The organism is Staphylococcus marylandisciuri (assembly GCF_025519785.1).
In the GTDB taxonomy this organism is placed as follows: Bacteria; Bacillota; Bacilli; order Staphylococcales; family Staphylococcaceae; genus Staphylococcus; species Staphylococcus marylandisciuri.
In genome coordinates this window covers 46,241-65,896 of sequence record NZ_JAOPKZ010000009.1, presented here as the reverse complement: position 1 = coordinate 65,896, position 19,656 = coordinate 46,241, and the positions used below count along the sequence as shown (strand labels likewise).

The window sequence follows — 19,656 nt, the reverse complement described above, 5'->3', positions numbered from 1 at the left end:
ACTTTAAATTCTCACTATTAAGTCAGTGATCATTGAAGGTTGTTGTAATCTTAAAATTTTCTCACATATAAAAGAGTGAATCAGAATATTAAATTTTACACATCTAAGAAAAATTTAATATTTTTCTAAAAAATTTATCCATATTTAAAACAAATTGATATATATCAACGTTCGGTAAATTATATGATTTTCTATAAAAAATTAGCTTAAAATTTATTGACTTTCACTAATTACCCGTTGTAAAAACCGCTTAAAAAAGTAACGGTAACTATTAGTAGTAAGTCGTTACTTAGACGAACCCTTATTTTATCTATATTAAATTAAAGTAAGTTAATAATTAGAAATGAGTTATATTTGAATAATAAATAGAATTTAAAGTTATGCGCAACAAAATTTAATATTCTAGTTATTTCTATTTAGATATAAAAAGCCATTAATAAGAAAAAGTTATAGAAGTGAGTAATTATATTTAAAAAAATATAGGTAGCGGGCTGTTTAGTGTTGTGGTACATTGTGGTAGATATAATAATAGTTAACTCTATTTTGGGAACTAACATTTTTATCAATCAATATTTTCGGAGGTAATATATTTGAAAAAGAGAAAACCACAAGGAAAGTTAGATTTCTTACCGAATAGAAATAATAAATATTCTATACGTAGATTTACAATCGGCACCGCTTCAATATTAATAGGGGTTACCTTAGTGTTTAGCACAGGTGGCGAAGCTAAAGCTGCCGAGAATTCTAATGTGCATAATAATACAAGTACCAATAATGATGGAGCGGCAAATGCTGAAGAGAACACTCAACAAGATCAAACTAACGAAACGAAATCTAAACACACAACTGATCAAGTAGATACTCATCATAATGACAACACGAGCCAAAATGAAGAACAAAATAATCAATCAAACCAGGAACCATCTGCCTCAGAAGATCAAAAGCAAACGTCTTCTGCTCAAAAACCTGATTCTCAAGACTCTGATCATACAGGTACTTCACCAAATTCTTCCTCTGACTCGGGTAATGAAGCCCCATCTCACAATAGTTCAGACCAAAGTAATGATCAATCACAAGAGGAAACACAGGATAATCAGTCTGCGGACAACCCAGCTAACGATAATACTAATACACAAGATAACCGTTCAAAAACTAACTCAACAGATCATGAAGCGCAAGACAAAGAACTACAGTCAGATGATACTTCTAAAGACGCTCACAGTGAAACACCTTCTAAAGATGGCAAGACAGACAATGTGAAGAATGACTCTAAGTTAGATAATGAGAATGATACTGAAAGAAAAGAACAATCAGATTCAGAAAAGTCAGATGTTGAAAAAGTGAAAAAGGGCGCTGAATCACGTACACATCACGACAAAAAATCTGATTCTAAGAATAAAGAGAACCAAACTTATTCAGTTTCAAAGCAAGAAGACAACAAAGCGTCCTCACAGGATACAAACCATAATCCGAAAGTAGACAAGCAAGCATCAAAAGAGAATGAGTCCGCGCAAGAAAAATCCACCGAACAGAGACGCTTCCCTACTAATAAAGCGCAAAAATTCTCATCTCAAAAAGACGAGTTATATTCAAAAATTTCAAAAGCCAAAGATAAAGAGAGCACCGTTAATACCTACTTAAAAGGTCAATTGGGCGATAAGCAAAGTAAAGAAATAGTAAAAGATGCAAATATTGATTATGAGAAAGACTCAGATCAAGAAATCTCAGATAAAATCTTAAAAACAGCGTTAATCAAATTCGCAAATGAACAAGATAAAAATTCACCTAAAGCTACACGTGAAAGTGCAACGTTCTTTAGAAAAGCATACTCTGTCGAAGCTGTTTCAAAAGCAGCCCAAGATTCAAAAGTTGAAAAATCACTCGGTTATGAGGACAACTATACATTTGCTTCATTGATGTTTGAACCGGGAGATTTAGAAAGTGATAGTGCGAAGAAATCGACATCCATACCATTTAAGATTCATAGTTATATGTCTGGTTCAAACTCTCTATCACGGTTTAAGATAGATCTTGGACTCGATCCGCGTTTAGCTAAACACGTAACTAAGATTAGTGTGAATCCGTCCGGAAGTAATCAGCCGGTAGAATTTCAACGTATGACGGATGAAAATGGTAATTTAACAGATAAATGGGAAATTAACTTTATCCGTGCTCAAGGCGGTTTATTCGGTGGGGCGGAAATATTATCTCAATACACTGCCGATAACGGTAAGATACAACTTGATGACACTATAGAGAACATCTTGAAAGATGAAGAATTAGACAACGACAAACTTAACTATAAGATGTATGTACGTAATGCAGATTCAAATAAGATCATCAGAACGAGTGAGTCTAATGGTTACTTCTTAACTACTGAAGATCAAGATTTAAATGATAAGAAAAAAGATCTATCATCAGCTAATAAAAATTCTTTCTTAAACAGTTCTGGTTCAGCCTCTTATCATTCTGATATCGGCAAACACGGCGGCGTTATATTAGATCAAACGATTATGAAAGACGGTATATTCTCATATACTTTTGCTCAAAAGAAACAGTGGAAATATAACTATCAAATTGATCCGGACCTACTACCTTACATTTCTGGTGCGGAATTACATCTTCTTGATTATGGCGGATTAAAAGGCTTCGATAAAGATTATCATGAAGGGAATAAAGTAGCAGATCTAACCTTAGATAAAGATGGTAAAGGGTCAATTACTGCAAAAGATTTAACAAAATTAATTGAGTTTAACAATTCTTTACCTGAGCCAATCGGCATTCGTATTGTATTGAAATTTAATCAAGATCCTAATAATATTTTAACGCGAGATGCAGAATATGATGATAAGGGTAATCTAATCAAATCTTCAGTTAAGCAAAAAGAGATATTCAACTTCTATGGTTACTTAAGCGATAGCGATAACAAAATGATTACGAATACCTTAAGCACTTCCGCCTTACAAATTCAAGACTACGATAAAGACGGTTTGCTTGATAGCTATGAGCGTCAAAACTCTTTAACTGATCCGTTCAATTCGGATACGGATGGTGATGGTAAGAATGATGGTGATGAAGTCGTTCGAGATAAGACTTCACCACTTGTAGGACAGCCTAATGCGAGCGATATCACAACAGAAGATAATATGGTCAGTGGATATGTCCCACTTAAAGAAGGTGCAGGTCAACAAACTGCAAAAATTATTAATAGCAACGGCGAAGTAATTGCTCAAGGGAATGTAGAGGACGACGGTGCTTTTAATATTAAAGTAGAGGGTCTATCTGAGGGCGACTATACTATAGCTATCGACTCCCCAGATTATGAGAACGATGAAACAAATACATTTAAAGTTATAGATGCGTCAAAAGTTCCTACGCCATCTATCAATCCAGTAGATGATAATGACAAGAATATTATCGTTAATGGTCAAGAAGGAAGTACAGTTACAGTACGAGACGATAAAGGTAACACAGTAGGAACAGTTCAAATACGTGAAGGAGAAAGCTCTGGCACTATTACACTTGATCAACCGCTCAAAGCAGGTACTCAATTGACTTCAACTGCTAGTAAAAATGGGAAAACAAGCGAAACATCAAGTGAGGTAACTGTAGAAGACAAAACGGCACCAGATGCTCCAACTATTGATGAGGTTAATCCAAAAAGCACTCAAATAACAGGACAAGCAGAAAAGGGTTCAACAGTACGTGTGACGCTTCCAGGAGGCACAACAGCGGTAGGTAAGGCTTCAGATGATGGTCATTACACGATCGATATACCTGATGGCGTGAAGCTCCACCCAGGTGATCGTATTGGTGTAACTGCAGAAGACGACGCGGGTAATACTTCTCAAGAAGAAACGATAGATGTTGTTAATCAGAAAGCACCCGAGACACCGACGATTAATCCAGTGACAAGCAAGGACCGTAATATTACAGGTGACGGAGAAGCAGGGTCTACTATCACTGTCACATACCCAGATGGTACGACAAGTACGGGTACTGTGGATCAGGATGGTCATTACAGCATCGATCTTCCTGACAACAAGACATTGGAAGGAAATGAAACGTTAAGAGTTTCAGCAAGTGACGATGATGGAAATAGTTCTCCTGAAACAACTACTATAGTTGAAGATAAGACGGCACCGGACAAACCAAGTATCGATGAAGTCCGTAGTGATTCTAGCGAAATAACAGGTAAAGCAGAAGCAAATTCAACAGTCATTGTTCAGTTCCCTAATGGTCAGTATCAAGAAACGACTGCTGGAGGAGATGGACGTTACTTAGTTGATATACCAGAAGGAATTAAATTAGCAGGTGGAGAAGAAATAACCGTTCAATCTAGAGATAGAGCAGGAAATAATTCAGAAGATGCAACGACTACAGTATCAGATCACACTCCGCCAAATGCACCAGATGTTAATGGTGTAAATAGTACAGATAACTCTGTTTCAGGTAAAGCTGAACCAGGCTCTACCGTTACAGTAAAATTCCCAGGGGATCATTCAGCGACTGCTACTACTGATTCTGAGGGTAACTATAAAGTGGATATCCCAGAGTCGGTTAAACTTAAAGGTGGCGAGACGTTAGAAGTTTCCGCAAGAGATAAAGCTGGCAATACGTCAGAAACAACGCTTGCTCCAGTAGCTGATAAATCTGCTCCAGAGGCACCAACAGCTAATCAAGTAAATAGTAACGATAGTCAGGTCCATGGTGAAGCAGAACCAGGTTCCACTGTAAAAGTAACGTTCCCGGGTGGTCAGGAAGGCTCTGCCACTGCAGATAATAATGGACATTACTCTGTCGATATTCCTAAAGACGTGAAGTTAAACGGCGGCGAACAATTAAATGTTACTGCTACAGATAAAGATAATAATACTTCCGCTCCAACAACTGTGACAGTAGAAGATAAGACAGCGCCAAACGCACCAACAGTTAATGGTGTGAATAGTGGAGATAAGACAATTACAGGTCAAACTGAACCAGGTGCAACAGTGACAGTCCGGTTCCCTTCAGGCGATAGTAGCGAAGCTAAAGCGGATAAGGATGGGAAGTTTAGCGTCGACGTTCCAGAGAATGTAACTTTAACTGGTGACGAAGAACTTGAAATCACAGCGACAGATAAAGATGACAACACGTCAGCAGCGACTCATCAAATAGTAGCGGATAAGACGGCGCCAGAACCTCCATCTGTTGACCAAGTTACTAGTAAAAGTGACAAGATTAGTGGACAAGCAGAAGCTCACTCGACAGTAACTATCCATTTCCCAGGCGGACAAGTCACTACTGCCACTGCAGATAAAGATGGTAACTTTGAAGCGGGAATACCAGCAGGTTTAACTCTTAAAGGTGGCGAAAAAATTACTGCTACGGCAACAGATAGAGCGGGTAACACATCAGATGAAACAACTACTAAAGTCTCAGATAAAACAGCACCTGATGTTCCACAAGTGAACAACGTAACGAGCGATAGTACACAAGTGACAGGCAATGCAGAACCAGGTTCAACGGTAAAAGTGCAATTCCCTGGTGGTAAAGTTCAAGAAACTACTGCAGATCAAAATGGAAACTATGTGGTTAACATACTAGAAGATGTGAAATTTAAAGGTGGCGAAAAAGTAAGCGTTACAGCAACTGACCAAGATGGAAATGAATCTGACGTGAAAGAAGTCACAGTTAAAGATACGACTGCACCGGATAAGCCAACTGTTGATCATATTACAAGTAATAGTACAGAAATTACTGGTCAAGCAGAGCCTAACTCAACAGTAACTATTCATTACCCTAATGGTGAAACAGCAGAAGGACAGGCTGATGAGGAAGGAAATTATTCTATTCAAATACCATCTAGAGTTAATCTCAAGGGCGGCGAAAATATAAGTGTGACAGCTACGGACAAAGATGGTAATACATCTAGCTCAGCAGAGACGACTGTAGAAGATAAAACAGCACCAGATACTCCACAAGTTGAAGGTATGACAAGTCAAGACCATAAAGTGACAGGAACAGCAGAGCCTGGTTCTCAAATTACAGTTACTTTCCCAGATGGCAAGAAAGTAACTGGACAGGCAGATCGAGATGGAAACTATAGTGTAGACGTGCCTTCTGACGTTAATCTTAAAGGTGGCGAAGAAATTTCAGTTACGTCTACTGACGATAATGGTAATGTGTCGACGCCATCTAAAGTGACGGTCGTTGATACTACAGCACCTAGCCGTCCTGAAATTAATGGCGTGAATAGCACAGATAAGCAAGTGAGTGGTCAAGCAGAACCAGGATCAACGGTAACAGTGACGTTCCCAGGCGGTGTAACAGCGACAGGAACAGCAGATGATGACGGCAACTTTACGGTGAAAATACCGGATAACGTGACGCTTAACGGTGGCGAAACAATCAGTGTAACGGCTACAGATCAAGCAGGTAATACGTCATCAGAAGGAAGCACAACAGTAGCGGATAAGACAGCACCGGAAGCGCCGACGGCGGATGACGTGACAAGTGAAACAGACAAGCTAACAGGAACAGCGGAACCCGGTTCAACGATCACGGTGAAGATAGATGGACATGAACCGATCACAACGACAGCGGACGATGATGGTCGTTATGCCGTAGATTTACCGACAGATTTAAATGGTGGGGAGCACATCACTATTACAGCGACAGATCAAGATGGAAACACGTCAGGAGAGACGACGAAGACGGTGGCGGATAAGACAGCGCCAACTCAACCGTCAGTGAATGGCGTGAATAGCACAGATAAGCAAGTGAGTGGTCAAGCAGAACCAGGATCAACGGTAACAGTGACGTTCCCAGGCGGTGTAACAGCGACAGGAACAGCAGATGATGACGGCAACTTTACGGTGAAAATACCGGATAACGTGACGCTTAACGGTGGCGAAACAATCAGTGTAACGGCCACAGATCAAGCAGGTAATACGTCATCAGAAGGAAGCACGACAGTAGCGGATAAGACAGCACCGGAAGCGCCGACGGCGGATGACGTGACAAGTGAAACGGACAAGCTAACAGGAACAGCGGAACCCGGTTCAACTATCACGGTGAAGATAGATGGACATGAACCGATCACAACGATAGCGGACGATGATGGACGTTATGCCGTAGATTTACCGACAGATTTAAATGGTGGAGAGCACATCACTATTACAGCGACAGATCACGATGGAAACACATCAGGAGAGACGACGAAGACGGTGGCGGACAAGACAGCGCCAACTCGACCATCAGTGAATGGCGTGAATAGCACAGATAAGCAAGTCAGTGGTCAAGCAGAACCTGGTTCAACGGTGACAGTGACGTTCCCAGGTGGCGTAACAGCGACAGGAAAAGCAGATGATGACGGCAACTTTACGGTGGAAATACCAGACAATGTGACGCTTAACGGTGGCGAAACAATTAGTGTAACGGCTACAGATCAAGCAGGTAATACGTCATCAGCAGGAAGCACAACAGTAGCGGATAAGACAGCACCGGAAGCGCCGACGGCGGATGACGTGACAAGTGAAACAGACAAGCTAACAGGAACAGCGGAACCCGGTTCAACTATCACGGTGAAGATAGATGGACATGAACCGATCACAACAACAGCGGACAATGATGGACGTTATGCCGTAGATTTACCGACAGATTTAAATGGTGGAGAGCACATCACTATTACAGCGACAGATCACGATGGAAACACGTCAGGAGAGACGACGAAGACGGTGGCGGATAAGACAGCGCCAACTCAACCGTCAGTAAATGGCGTGAATAGCACAGATAAGCAAGTGAGTGGTCAAGCAGAACCAGGATCAACGGTCACAGTGACGTTCCCAGGCGGTGTAACAGCGACAGGAAAAGCCGATGATGACGGCAACTACACGGTGAAAATACCGGATAATGTGACGCTTAACGGTGGCGAAACGATCAGTGTAACGGCCACGGATCGAGCAGGTAATACGTCATCAGGAGGAAGCACGACAGTAGCGGATAAGACAGCACCGGAAGCGCCGACGGCGGATGACGTGACAAGTGAATCAGACAAGCTAACAGGAAAAGCAGAACCCGGTTCAACGATCACGGTGAAGATAGATGGACATGAACCGATCACAACGACAGCGGACGATGATGGTCGTTATGCCGTAGATTTACCGACAGATTTAAATGGTGGAGAGCACATCACTATTACAGCGACAGATCACGATGGAAACACGTCAGGAGAGACGACGAAGACGGTGGCGGATAAGACAGCGCCATCCCAACCATCGGTAAATGGTGTGAATAGTACAGATAAGGAAGTGAGCGGTCAAGCAGAACCTAGGTCAACGGTAACAGTGACGTTCCCAGGCGGTGTAACAGCGACAGGAAAAGCAGATGATGACGGCAACTACACGGTGAAAATACCGGATAACGTGACGCTTAACGGTGGCGAAACAATCAGTGTAACGGCCACGGATCAAGCAGGTAATACGTCATCAGAAGGAAGCACGACAGTAGCGGACAAGACAGCGCCAACTCAACCGTCAGTAAATGGTGTGAATAGTACAGATAAGCAAGTGAGTGGTCAAGCAGAACCTGGATCAACGGTAACAGTGACGTTCCCAGGCGGTGTAACAGCGACAGGAAAAGCAGATGATGACGGCAACTTTACGGTGGAAATACCGGATAACGTGACGCTTAACGGTGGCGAAACGATCAGTGTAACGGCTACAGATCAAGCAGGTAATACGTCATCAGAAGCTGAAGTAAAAGTTGAAGACAGAACTTCACCACAAGAACCAAAAGTGAATAATATTCATAGTGGGGATTCTACAATTAGTGGAACGGCTGAGCCAGGTTCAACGATTACGATCACGTTCCCAAATGGGTCAACTGTTACAGGGAAAACTAATCAAGACGGCACGTTTATCATTGATGTTCCGAGCAATATCAATCTTAATCCAGGAGATTCTTTAACGGTAGTATCTACGGATCAAGCTGGTAATTCATCTCAACCATCTCATGTTGTTGTTCAGCAAGGTATGAATGATGGTGACACTCACAATAACCATAATAATGGCAATAGTACGAGTCCTAGTAATCAAGGTGGTAAAGAACCTAGCATAAATGGACATGATCAACCTGGGTCAAATCATTCAGGAGCTACTAAAAATAGTGAAAATCCTAACGGTACTGAAAAACAGCATTCAAATGATAGTACTGAATCAAATAAAAATCCTGGAGCTCATTCTGAAGGTATAATACCATCAGTCAATCCAATTCATACAGGTGATAATCAAATTACCGGACAACATGGAACACCTGGAAATATGATTCATATTACTTTGCCTGATGGTACTGAATTAACAGGTAAAGTCAATGACGATGGTACTTGGAAGATCGGAATTCCTAACCATATTAAATTGAAGAATGGCGAAAAGATTTATATTGAGGAAATAGATCAAGCAGGTAATGCGACAAGTTCAACAGTGGTTACAGTGGGTAATTCAAATATTGCTCAAGGAAGTCATCAATCTTCAGATGTGAAAAAACATAACTTACCTGATACTGGAGAACAAGCTACTAAAGGCACATTATTTGGTTCTATTTTCGCAGCATTAGGTGTTATATTCCTATTTGGTAGACGTCGTAAGAAGGAAGAAAACGAAGAATAAATAGAAAAAGTTAGATATTATTAATTTAATAATAATAGGGAGCGGGACAGAAATCTAATTTGAATAAAAAGATTTCGTAGTCCCGCTCCCTTTTTTGATAAGATGAAGATAAAGTAGATATTGATATTAGAAAAATGTCTTAACGATATATAGATTTAATTAGCTATTAAAGCGGTGAGAACGGAAATGCGATTGTATAAGCTTATCGTAGAAGGTGCATGCATAGTAATTGGTTAAAGATCGTGATACGGCTAACAAGCATCTCTCTTATCTCGTCTTTCTATGGTGTAAGACGAATTGAATATTATTAGTTAGATGAGCATTAACCGCGAATAATAATATTATCGATTAAACGTGCTTTTGAGAAATTAACTGCTAATGAGATAAAGATTTGACCTGTAATATTATTTTGTTTCACTAAATCTGGGTAACTATAGATAGCTACTTCTTGCACCTCTCCACTTATATACGAATTCAAATATTCTGTAACTCGGTTAATAATATTCTCACTATCACGTTCCCCTTGATCATAAAGTTGCTTAGCTAGCTGCAAACTCTTTGATAAATAGGTAGCTTCTTTACGTTCTTGTGCTGTTAAATAGACGTTGCGAGAACTCTTAGCAAGCCCATCTTCCTCACGGACAATGTCGACACCCTTTATTTTGATAGGATGGTTAAAATCTCGAGTCATTTTTTCTACTATAGCAAGTTGTTGTGCATCCTTTTTACCAAAATAGGCGTTATCAGGACGTATAATATTAAATAATTTATTAACAACAGTAACTACGCCTTCAAAATGCCCTGGTCTCTGAGCTCCTTCAAGAACTTTAGCCATACGACCTACTTCAAGTGTGACGCCTAGCTCATCTGGATACATCTCTTCTACACTTGGAGCAAAAATATAATCGACGTTAACTTTACTTGCAGCTTCAGCATCTTGTTCCAACTGACGTGGATACGTCTCAAAATCCTCATTTGGCCCAAATTGTAATGGGTTTACGAATATACTAATGATTGACACATCATTTTCCTCAGCAGATTGTTCCATCATACTTAAATGACCATCATGTAGTGCACCCATAGTTGGTACAAAGCCTATAGTGTTCCCCTGTAACTTTATTTTGCGGGATAAATTACTCATTTCATTAACGGTCGTAATGAGTTTCGTCATCTCTCATCGACCTCATTCATAATCTGCTTCTTATAGGTATATTCTTCAGAAGGGAACGCTTGTGCTTTAACTTCTTCGTGATACTGATTAAGAGCAGTCACCCCTATAGAGAAATCAGCGAATTGTTTTACAAATTTAGGTTTATGATCGGTGCCGTATTTCACTAAATCGTGGTAAACCAAGACCTGTCCATCTGTATCTTTGCCAGCACCTATACCGATAACAGGTATAGAAACGCTATTGCTGATTGTTTTGGCTAGATCACTAGGAATGGCTTCGACTACAATCATAACGGCGCCAGCCTTTTCAACTTCTTGAGCATCTTTAATGAGTTGTTTGGCAGTCTCTTTAGTACTAGCTTGTAATTTATAGCCTGTCACACCAACGCTTTGCGGGGTTAGACCAAGATGGGATACAACAGGAATTCCCATCCGTGTTACATTTTTAATAAAAGGGGCAAGGTGAGCTCCTTCAGCTTTAATAGCGTTAGCTTCAGTTTCGCGATATAGTTTAACTGCTTGCTGAATATCGTATGAATCACTGACACCTACAGAACCAAAAGGGACATCAACAATTACAAAAGTGTTAGGGGCTCCTCGACGGACAGCTTTAGCATGATGAATCATATCATCTAATGTTACTTGCACTGTACTTTCATAACCGAGGACAGTCATCCCTAGGGAATCCCCTACTAAAATGGTATCTAGACCTGCTTCTTCTGCTTGTTTTGCGCTAGGATAGTCATAAGCTGTCACCATGCTAATTTTTTCTTTTTCTTGTTTCATAGCTATTAAATCTTTTAGTTTTTTCAATATAATACCTCCCTTTGTTTGATATACTTATCTTTAGTATAGGTAATATCTATAGGAAAGGAAAGTTAAAATGATTCGTTACGGTATAGTGGGACCAGGTGCAGTGGGAACGACAATTGCTTATGAAATATTGAGAGCGCACAAAGATGTAACTTTGATGGGGAAAGTTGATAAAAGTGTTCACTATTTCCCGGGTAATGATCAGGATAAAAGTGAAATTCCGGTAAGTAGTCTTTCACATACGCACGAGAAGTTTGATGTGGTATTTATTGCTGTAAAAGCGCATCAGTTAAGCGGACTTATTCAAGATATACAACGTATTACTCATGAAAGTAGTATCGTTGTACTAGCCCAGAATGGTTATCGAGAACTTTCCTCACTACCGTTTCAACATATTTATCAAGCTGTGGTATATATTAGTGGCCAAAAAGAGGGGAATGAGGTTAAACATTTTAGAGATGAAATTTTGCACCTTCAAGACACCCCTCATACTCAATATTTAAAAGAAGATTTAAGTAACTCAGGACTTAAACTTAAACTAGAATCAGCTATTGAAAGTAAAATTTGGTACAAATTGCTAGTGAACTTAGGGATTAATTCTGTAACTGCTTTAGGTCGTCAACCGGCTCGTATTTTAAAAGTTAAAGGGATGACCACGTTAATTAGTCACTTAATTAATGATGGGATTAAAGTAGCGCAAGCCGAGGGACTTAACTTTACAGACAATATGATAGATGAAATTTTAGATATTTATAGTGGTTATCCAGAGGAAATGGGGACGAGTATGTACTATGATGTATTAAATGGTGATCAATTAGAAGTTGACTACATACAAGGTTATATTTATTCGTGTGCTCAAAAACATCACTTAGCTGTTCCGTATTTAGAAAGTATTTATACACTGCTATCTGCTTATAAAAGTAATTAGTATTTATGGTAAAGAACAATCGAATGATTTTGGTGTAAAATTAAACGATTAAGTTATGTGAGCGCCACAAAGGGAGCTATAAGCTTCCCTCAGAGTAGATTTTATAAATTTTCAGAAAAAGGGTTGACTTACGTACTAAAAATGGTTACCTTATTAACATATAAATCCGACAAAGTTGGTATGTGTTGGATGGATTGGTCTCGTAATGTAAGGGGGAACATATATGGCTGACGAAGTAATAACTTATGACAGTTTTACATCTGACCCATTTAGAAATTTCGAGCCAGATGACGAAACTAAAGGTGCTTACCACGTGTTGAAATGGGCATACGACACTTATGGTAACGATATTATTTACTCGTGCAGTTTCGGTGCTGAAAGTATGGTGCTAATTGATTTAATTTATCAAGTTAAACCAAATGCGCAAATTATATTCTTAGATACGGATCTTCATTTTCAAGAAACTTATGATTTAATAGATCGAGTACAAGAAAAATATCCAGAATTACGTATTAAATTAAAGAAACCGGACTTAACATTAGAGGAGCAGTCTCAAGAGTATGGTGCGGCATTGTGGAAGAAAGACCCCAATCAATGTTGCTATATTCGCAAGATTAAACCTTTAGAAGAGGAATTATCTGGAGCAGTAGCATGGATTTCCGGTTTGAGAAGAGCTCAATCACCTACGCGGGCAAACACTGATTTCGTTAATAAAGATGAACGTTTCAATTCAATTAAAATCTGTCCTTTAATTTTTTGGGAAGAAAAAGAAGTTTGGGATTATATTAAAGCACATAAATTACCTTATAATGAACTACACGATCATCACTATCCTAGTATTGGATGTATCCCGTGTACTTCTCAAGTATTTAACTCAGAGGATTCACGTGCTGGAAGATGGTCTAACTTTGGCAAGACTGAGTGTGGTTTGCATACGACTAAACCATAATTTTTTTAAACAAAAATCCTAGTAAAATGATTGGATATATAAACTTTTGGATGGTTGAACATGCGTCTTTGAATTATAAAAATCGCACAGAATAGATTCTAATGATTGAAGAACAGTATGATTATAAATTACGAACTTCATGACCTAACTAAATCAAGTTATAAGAGGTGGAACTTATTGAACTTAGATGTGACTAATAGTCCGTTAACTGAAGAACAGGCAGCTAAAGCGAATGACTTATTGTCTTCTTTAACGGCAGATCAAAAAGCATGGTTTAGTGGTTATCTAACTGCTATACAACATATTGGAGATAATAGTAAAAGTACACAAACAACTAGTACTGAAGCTAGTGAAACAGCAACACCACTTCAAACAGGATCTGCACAAAGTAATGTAGCTCAACCTAAAGCGCGCGACATTACAGTGTTATATGGTTCTGAAACTGGAAATGCTCAAGGTGTAGCTGAAATGTTTGGCGATAGACTTAAGGGCTTAGGGCATACAGTTGAAGTTAAAGGCATGGATGAAATTAAGCCTCGTAACATTAAAAAGGTTGAAGATTTATTTATTGTAACTGCAACACACGGTGAAGGGGACCCACCTGATAATGCTATAGAATTACATGAGTTTCTTCATGGGAGAAAGGCACCGAAGTTAGAAGGAGTACGTTTTTCAGTTCTAGCTCTAGGTGATCAATCTTATGAGCATTTTTGTCAGACGGGTAAGGATTTTGATTCGAAACTCGAGGAGCTCGGTGCAGAACGCCTATACGAAAGAATAGACTGTGACGTGGATTACGATGAAGATGCTGAAAAGTGGATTGCTAAAGTCATAGATGCTTTAAACGAAGAGACAGGTAGTACTGCTCAAGCTGAAGAAGTGGTTAGTGAAACTATTCAATCTGAACAACAACATAAGCATTCAAAGGCGAACCCGTTCTATGCAGAAGTACTAGAAAATATCAATTTAAACGGACGAGGATCGAATAAAGAAACACGTCACATCGAATTATTACTAGAAGATTTTAATGAAGAATATGAACCTGGTGACTGCTTAGTAGTGCTCCCAGAGAATGATCCAGCTTTAGTTAACCAACTTATAGCTGTTTTAGGATGGGATAGAGGACAAGAAATTAAAGTTAACGAAGATGGCGATAAGATGAATTTACAAGACGCCTTAACTCGTCACTTTGAAATAACTAAATTAACTAAGCCACTGATTCAAAAGGCAGCTACTCTGTTTAAGAATGACCAATTAACTGAGAAAGAACAAGATGAAGAATGGATCAAAGACTACATTTATGGACGGGACTTAATAGATCTACTAACAGATTTTAAGACCACAGATTTACAACCTGATGATTTGTATCAATTATTACGCAAACTCCCAGCTCGTGAATATTCAATTGCTAGTAGTTATCAAGCAGCTCCGGATGAAGTACATATTACAGTTGCAACTGTTAGATATGAAGCTCACGGAAGAGAACGTTCGGGTGTATGCTCTGTCCAATTTGCAGAACGTGTTGAGCCTGGGGATAAAGTACCAATCTATCTTAAACATAACCCTAATTTTAAATTTCCAAAAGATAACGAAACGCCAGTAATAATGATTGGACCTGGCACGGGGGTTGCTCCATTTAGATCTTATTTACAAGAACGTGAAGAATTAGATTTAGAAGGAAATACGTGGCTTTTCTTCGGTAACCAACATTTCACAACCGATTTCTTGTATCAAACGGAATGGCAAAAATGGATCAAAGATGGATACCTTGAAAAGTTAGATGTAGCTTTTTCTCGTGATACCGATGAAAAAGTTTACGTGCAACATAAAATACTTGAAAACAGCAAATTATTTAATGAATGGCTAGAGAACGGCGCAGCTATATACGTTTGTGGTGATGAAAAGCATATGGCTAAAGATGTTCATGAAGCGATTAAACAAGTTATTGCAAAAGAAAGAAGTATTTCTCAAGAAGATGCGGAAGAATACTTGAAACAATTGAAACGTGATAAGAAATATCAACGGGACATATATTAAAAGAAAGGATAGATTGCATGGTTAAGACGAAAGTGGATAATGGGGATAATCTAGTCGATGGCTTGCATGCGAACGAAAAAATAAAATATAACAGTAACTTTCTACGAGGAACCATTGAAGAAGGCTTAGCTGACCCACTTACTGGTTCAATATCTAGTGATGATACACAACTGACTAAATTTCACGGCACTTATCAACAAGATGATCGTGATTTACGTGAAGAACGACGTAAACAAAAGCTCGAGCCAGCATATATGTTCATGATACGCGTTCGTTTACCAGGAGGCACTTGTACACCGGATCAGTGGTTAGCGATGGATAAAATAGCTGATGATTACGCTAATGGAACATTGAAGCTAACAACGCGACAAACCTTCCAATTCCATGGAATTCTTAAACGTAATATGAAAAAGTCAATGCAAGGTATAAATAAAGCGTGCTTAGATTCGATTGCTGCATGTGGGGACGTTAATCGAAATGTCATGTGTAATTCAAATCCTAACCAATCAGATGTACATGAAGAAGTGAACCATTTTGCTAATGAAATTAGTAATCACCTTTGTCCACAAACTGGTGCATACCATGAAATTTGGTTGGATGGAGAAAAAGTAGCTGATTCTAAGGACGAAAGTGAAGAAGTAGAGCCTATATACGGTAAGACCTACTTACCGCGTAAATTCAAAATCGGTATTGCAGTTCCTCCTTCTAATGATATTGATGTCTACTCCCAAGATATTGGTTTAGTAGCTATAGTTGAGGGAGAACAGTTAGTCGGTTTTAACCTTCTCTTAGGTGGAGGTATGGGAATGACGCATGGTGAGGACAAAACGTATCCTCAAATTGGTAAATTAGCTGGCTATGTACCGAAAGAAAAGGTAGTAGATGCTTGTGAAAAGATAGTGACTGTACAACGTGATTACGGGGATCGCGAAGATCGTAAACAAGCGCGCTTTAAATACACCATTGACCGCTTAGGGTTGGATAGTATAGTTAGTAAAATCAACGAACGTCTTGGTTGGGAAATAGAAGAACCTAGAGAGTTTGAATTTGAAGACAATGGTGATCGTTTAGGCTGGGTGGAAGGAAAAGGTAAACTTCACTATACCTTGTTTATACAAAATGGTCGTGTTAAAGATACAGAAAATTATAAGTTGAAAACCGCGATCAGAGAAATTGCAGAAGTGCACAAAGGTTTATTTAGGTTGACACCTAATCAGAATTTAACGATATCCGAAGTTAACCCAGAAGATAAACAAACAATTCAATCATTAATTGATAAATATGATCTAACTGATGGTAAGAACTATTCCGGCTTAAGACGTAATTCAATGTCATGTGTTGCTTTTCCAACGTGTGGACTTGCTATGGCTGAAGCAGAGCGTTACCTTCCGTCATTGCTCTCTAAGATTGAAGATCTTCTCGATGAAGCAAATGTAGATGAAGAAGAGATTACTATTCGTATGACAGGTTGTCCTAATGGGTGTGCGAGACCAGCTTTAGCTGAAATAGGCTTTATTGGTAAAGGGCCTGGTAAATACAATATGTATCTAGGTGGCGGTTTCAAAGGTGATCGTTTAAGCAAGTTATATAAAGAAAACATAGGGGAAGACGAAATTTTGCAAAGTCTACGACCTATCTTGATTGATTATGGTAAGGACAAACAAGAAGGAGAACACTTCGGTGATTACGTCATTAGAGCAGGAATTGTAGAGAAAACGACCGATGGACGTGATTTTCATCAAAATATTAAATGATAAAGTGGTGAGATGATGAGCAAAGTATTTATAGTTGGAGCTGGTCCTGGAGATCCGGAGTTAATTACGATTAAAGGTTTGAGGGCTATAGAACAAGCAGATGTTATTCTATATGATCGGTTAGTTAATAAAGAAATTTTAAATTACGCTAAACCTTCTACTAAACTTTTATACTGTGGTAAGAATCCTAATCGACATTCACTTCCTCAATCGGAAACTAATAAAACTATGATTGCTTTAGCTAAGAGAGGTTATACTGTGACTCGACTGAAGGGGGGCGACCCTTTTGTATTTGGTCGCGGCGGTGAGGAAGCTGAAATTTTAAGCCGAAATCATATTAATTATGAAATAGTGCCTGGTATAACTTCGGGGATTGCTGCTCCTGCTTATGCCGGAATCCCTGTGACTCATCGAGGACTAAGTTCATCAGTAGCTTTCGTAACTGCTGTAACTAAAGAAGGAGTGAATGAGGACGTTCATTGGGAACATTTGGCTCAAGGTCCAGAAACGTTATGCATATACATGGGTGTGCGTAAATTGCCTTATATCACTCAAATGCTAATTGACAATGGACGCCCTCTCAATACTCCCGTTGCACTCGTACACTACGGGACTACTGAAGAACAACAGACAGTAACAGGTACGCTAGAAGATATTGTAATAAAAGCCAAGGAGATTTCAAATCCCGCGATGATTATCGTTGGTGAAGTAGTAAATTTAAGAGAACGCCTCAGTTGGTTTAAAGAAATAGTAAGTGACGAACTAACAAGCGGTACACTAAGTTAATATGTGACTAGTGTAGAAAGAGGGTTTATAATGACGAGTCATATGCCGCTCATGGTTGATATACGTGATAAACAAGTAATTGTAATCGGTGGAGGAAAAGTTGCTGCTCGGCGAATCTTGGTATTAGCGCGATATACTGACAACATCCTTGTCATTAGTCCTACTTTACATCGAGATTTAACAGAATTTGTTACGAATAAAAAAGTGACTTGGTGTAAACGTAAATATCAAAAGTCAGATGTTACTCAAGCTGATTTTGTGGTCATTGCTACAGATAATTCCGAGTTAAATGATGAGATTAGTCGTGAAGCTTCTTCTTCTGCGTTAATTAATGTAGCAAGTGATGCTGAAGCGGGCAATGTGACTTTTCCTAGTATTCTACAGCGACATAAATTAACGATAAGCGTTTCTACTAACGGTGCAAGTCCACTTTTAACGAAAGAGATTAAAAAAGAGCTTGAAGAAAAATATAACGAAGATTATGAAAGTTATATTGATTTCTTAGATCAATCTCGTTCAATTATAAAAAAATTAAATATAGAAGGGACAGAAAAGCAAAATTTATTAAAATCACTCCTTTCTAAAGAGTATTTAAGTATTACTAAGCAACAAGCTATGCTGAATGAATTAAAACGGATGATGTAGAGATAAAGCGGAGGTGTATAAGGGTATGCGGAAATTATTAATATTTGCTTTAGCTGGTTTCGTAGCACAGTTAATTGATGGCTCACTTGGAATGGGGTTTGGTGCCTCATCGTCTTCAATTCTACTTACCTTTGGCATAACTCCAGCGGTTGTTTCAGCAACGGTACATTTTTCAGAAATTGCTACTACAGCGGCATCAGGAACGTCTCATTTGAAGTTTAAGAATGTTCATAAGCCTACTATGTTCAAATTAGCCATACCAGGCGCTGTAACTGCGTTTGTAGGCGCAGCTCTATTAACGCATATTAAAGGCGATAATATTAAGCCGTTTATTGCATTGTTCTTATTATCAATGGGTCTTTATATTTTATATCAATTTTTATTTAAGAGAAACCACCCAACTGAACAGCGTAAAACTGGAAATATAAAGAGTTATGTAGCAGTATCCCAAGGTGCAATCGCAGGTTTTCTAGATTCTATTGGCGGTGGGGGTTGGGGTCCCGTTAATACACCTTTATTGCTCTCTAGTAAAAAGCTGGAACCTCGCTTTGCAATTGGCACAGTATCTGCAAGTGAATTCTTCGTAACTTTATCCGCCTCTGTTAGTTTTGTGATTTTTCTAGGGGTGAGCCAAATTAATTGGGGGCTAGTCATTGCATTAAGTATTGGCGGAATGATAGCAGCCCCTATTTCAGCATTATTAGTACGAATTCTTCCAGTAAATATCTTAGCTATTTGTGTGAGTGGTTTAATCATTTTTACCAATAGCAATGCATTGCTTCAATATCTAGTACCAAGTGCCTCTATAGCTAACATTATTAAAATAGGCATTGTGCTAGCGTTTATAATTCTTATGCTGTTCGTTATAAATCGCAATCGCAGTTTTAAGCAAGCAAAAAATAAAAAGAAAGTAGAGGTATAAATTCG

At 38.9% G+C, this 19,656-nt stretch carries 10 protein-coding genes; 8 read left to right on the top strand and 2 right to left on the bottom strand.

Features of this window, described 5'->3' with window-relative positions; translation table 11 throughout:
• The first annotated feature begins 590 nt into the window (after positions 1-590).
• Complete coding sequence (locus N9R04_RS06440) at positions 591-9,647, top strand: Ig-like domain-containing protein (protein ID WP_306439832.1); 9,057 nt, start codon at positions 591-593, stop codon at positions 9,645-9,647.
• 322 nt (positions 9,648-9,969) lie between these two features.
• On the opposite strand, the gene panC is transcribed toward N9R04_RS06440, so the two are convergent.
• Together panC and panB are read right to left on the bottom strand one after the other, a co-directional pair.
• The gene (gene panC / locus N9R04_RS06435; RefSeq protein WP_262855845.1) at positions 9,970-10,818 is read right to left on the bottom strand and encodes a pantoate--beta-alanine ligase; all 849 of its coding nucleotides are present in this window, start codon (positions 10,816-10,818) and stop codon (positions 9,970-9,972) included.
• On the bottom strand, positions 10,815-11,630 hold the full coding sequence (panB, locus tag N9R04_RS06430) for a 3-methyl-2-oxobutanoate hydroxymethyltransferase (RefSeq protein WP_262855844.1): 816 nt from the start codon (positions 11,628-11,630) through the stop codon (positions 10,815-10,817). The genes panC and panB overlap by 4 nt, the downstream gene beginning before the upstream one ends.
• Before the next feature lie 73 nt (positions 11,631-11,703).
• Between panB and N9R04_RS06425 the strand changes: the two genes are divergently transcribed.
• The 7 genes from N9R04_RS06425 to N9R04_RS06395 all read left to right on the top strand — a co-directional run bounded on the left by N9R04_RS06425 (position 11,704) and on the right by N9R04_RS06395 (position 19,651).
• On the top strand, positions 11,704-12,558 hold the full coding sequence (locus N9R04_RS06425) for an oxidoreductase (RefSeq protein WP_262855886.1): 855 nt from the start codon (positions 11,704-11,706) through the stop codon (positions 12,556-12,558).
• 223 nt (positions 12,559-12,781) lie between these two features.
• Positions 12,782-13,507: a phosphoadenylyl-sulfate reductase gene (locus N9R04_RS06420; RefSeq protein WP_262855843.1), complete on the top strand. Its 726-nt coding sequence runs from the start codon at positions 12,782-12,784 to the stop codon at positions 13,505-13,507.
• 177 nt (positions 13,508-13,684) lie between these two features.
• Positions 13,685-15,544: an assimilatory sulfite reductase (NADPH) flavoprotein subunit gene (locus N9R04_RS06415; RefSeq protein ID WP_262855842.1), complete on the top strand. Its 1,860-nt coding sequence runs from the start codon at positions 13,685-13,687 to the stop codon at positions 15,542-15,544.
• Between the two features lie 17 nt (positions 15,545-15,561).
• On the top strand, positions 15,562-17,298 hold the full coding sequence (locus N9R04_RS06410; protein WP_262855841.1) for an NADPH-dependent assimilatory sulfite reductase hemoprotein subunit: 1,737 nt from the start codon (positions 15,562-15,564) through the stop codon (positions 17,296-17,298).
• A 15-nt stretch (positions 17,299-17,313) separates the two neighbouring features.
• Positions 17,314-18,084 carry a uroporphyrinogen-III C-methyltransferase gene (gene cobA, locus N9R04_RS06405; RefSeq protein WP_262855839.1) on the top strand — a complete coding sequence of 257 codons (771 nt, stop codon included), beginning with the start codon at positions 17,314-17,316 and terminating at the stop codon, positions 18,082-18,084.
• A 30-nt stretch (positions 18,085-18,114) separates the two neighbouring features.
• Positions 18,115-18,729, top strand: coding sequence for an NAD(P)-binding protein (locus N9R04_RS06400; RefSeq protein WP_262855838.1), 615 nt, complete (start codon positions 18,115-18,117; stop codon positions 18,727-18,729).
• A 25-nt stretch (positions 18,730-18,754) separates the two neighbouring features.
• Positions 18,755-19,651, top strand: coding sequence for a sulfite exporter TauE/SafE family protein (locus N9R04_RS06395; RefSeq protein WP_262855837.1), 897 nt, complete (start codon positions 18,755-18,757; stop codon positions 19,649-19,651).
• Positions 19,652-19,656 lie beyond the last annotated feature (5 nt).

What these genes read in the sequence shown, in the direction of transcription:
- panC (WP_262855845.1), bottom strand. Translation starts at nt 10,818, where the DNA reads ATGACGAAACTCATTACGACCGTTAATGAAATGAGTAATTTATCCCGC.
- N9R04_RS06420 (WP_262855843.1), top strand. Translation starts at nt 12,782, where the DNA reads ATGGCTGACGAAGTAATAACTTATGACAGTTTTACATCTGACCCATTT.
- N9R04_RS06410 (WP_262855841.1), top strand. Translation starts at nt 15,562, where the DNA reads ATGGTTAAGACGAAAGTGGATAATGGGGATAATCTAGTCGATGGCTTG.
- cobA (WP_262855839.1), top strand. Translation starts at nt 17,314, where the DNA reads ATGAGCAAAGTATTTATAGTTGGAGCTGGTCCTGGAGATCCGGAGTTA.
- N9R04_RS06400 (WP_262855838.1), top strand. Translation starts at nt 18,115, where the DNA reads ATGACGAGTCATATGCCGCTCATGGTTGATATACGTGATAAACAAGTA.
- N9R04_RS06395 (WP_262855837.1), top strand. Translation starts at nt 18,755, where the DNA reads ATGCGGAAATTATTAATATTTGCTTTAGCTGGTTTCGTAGCACAGTTA.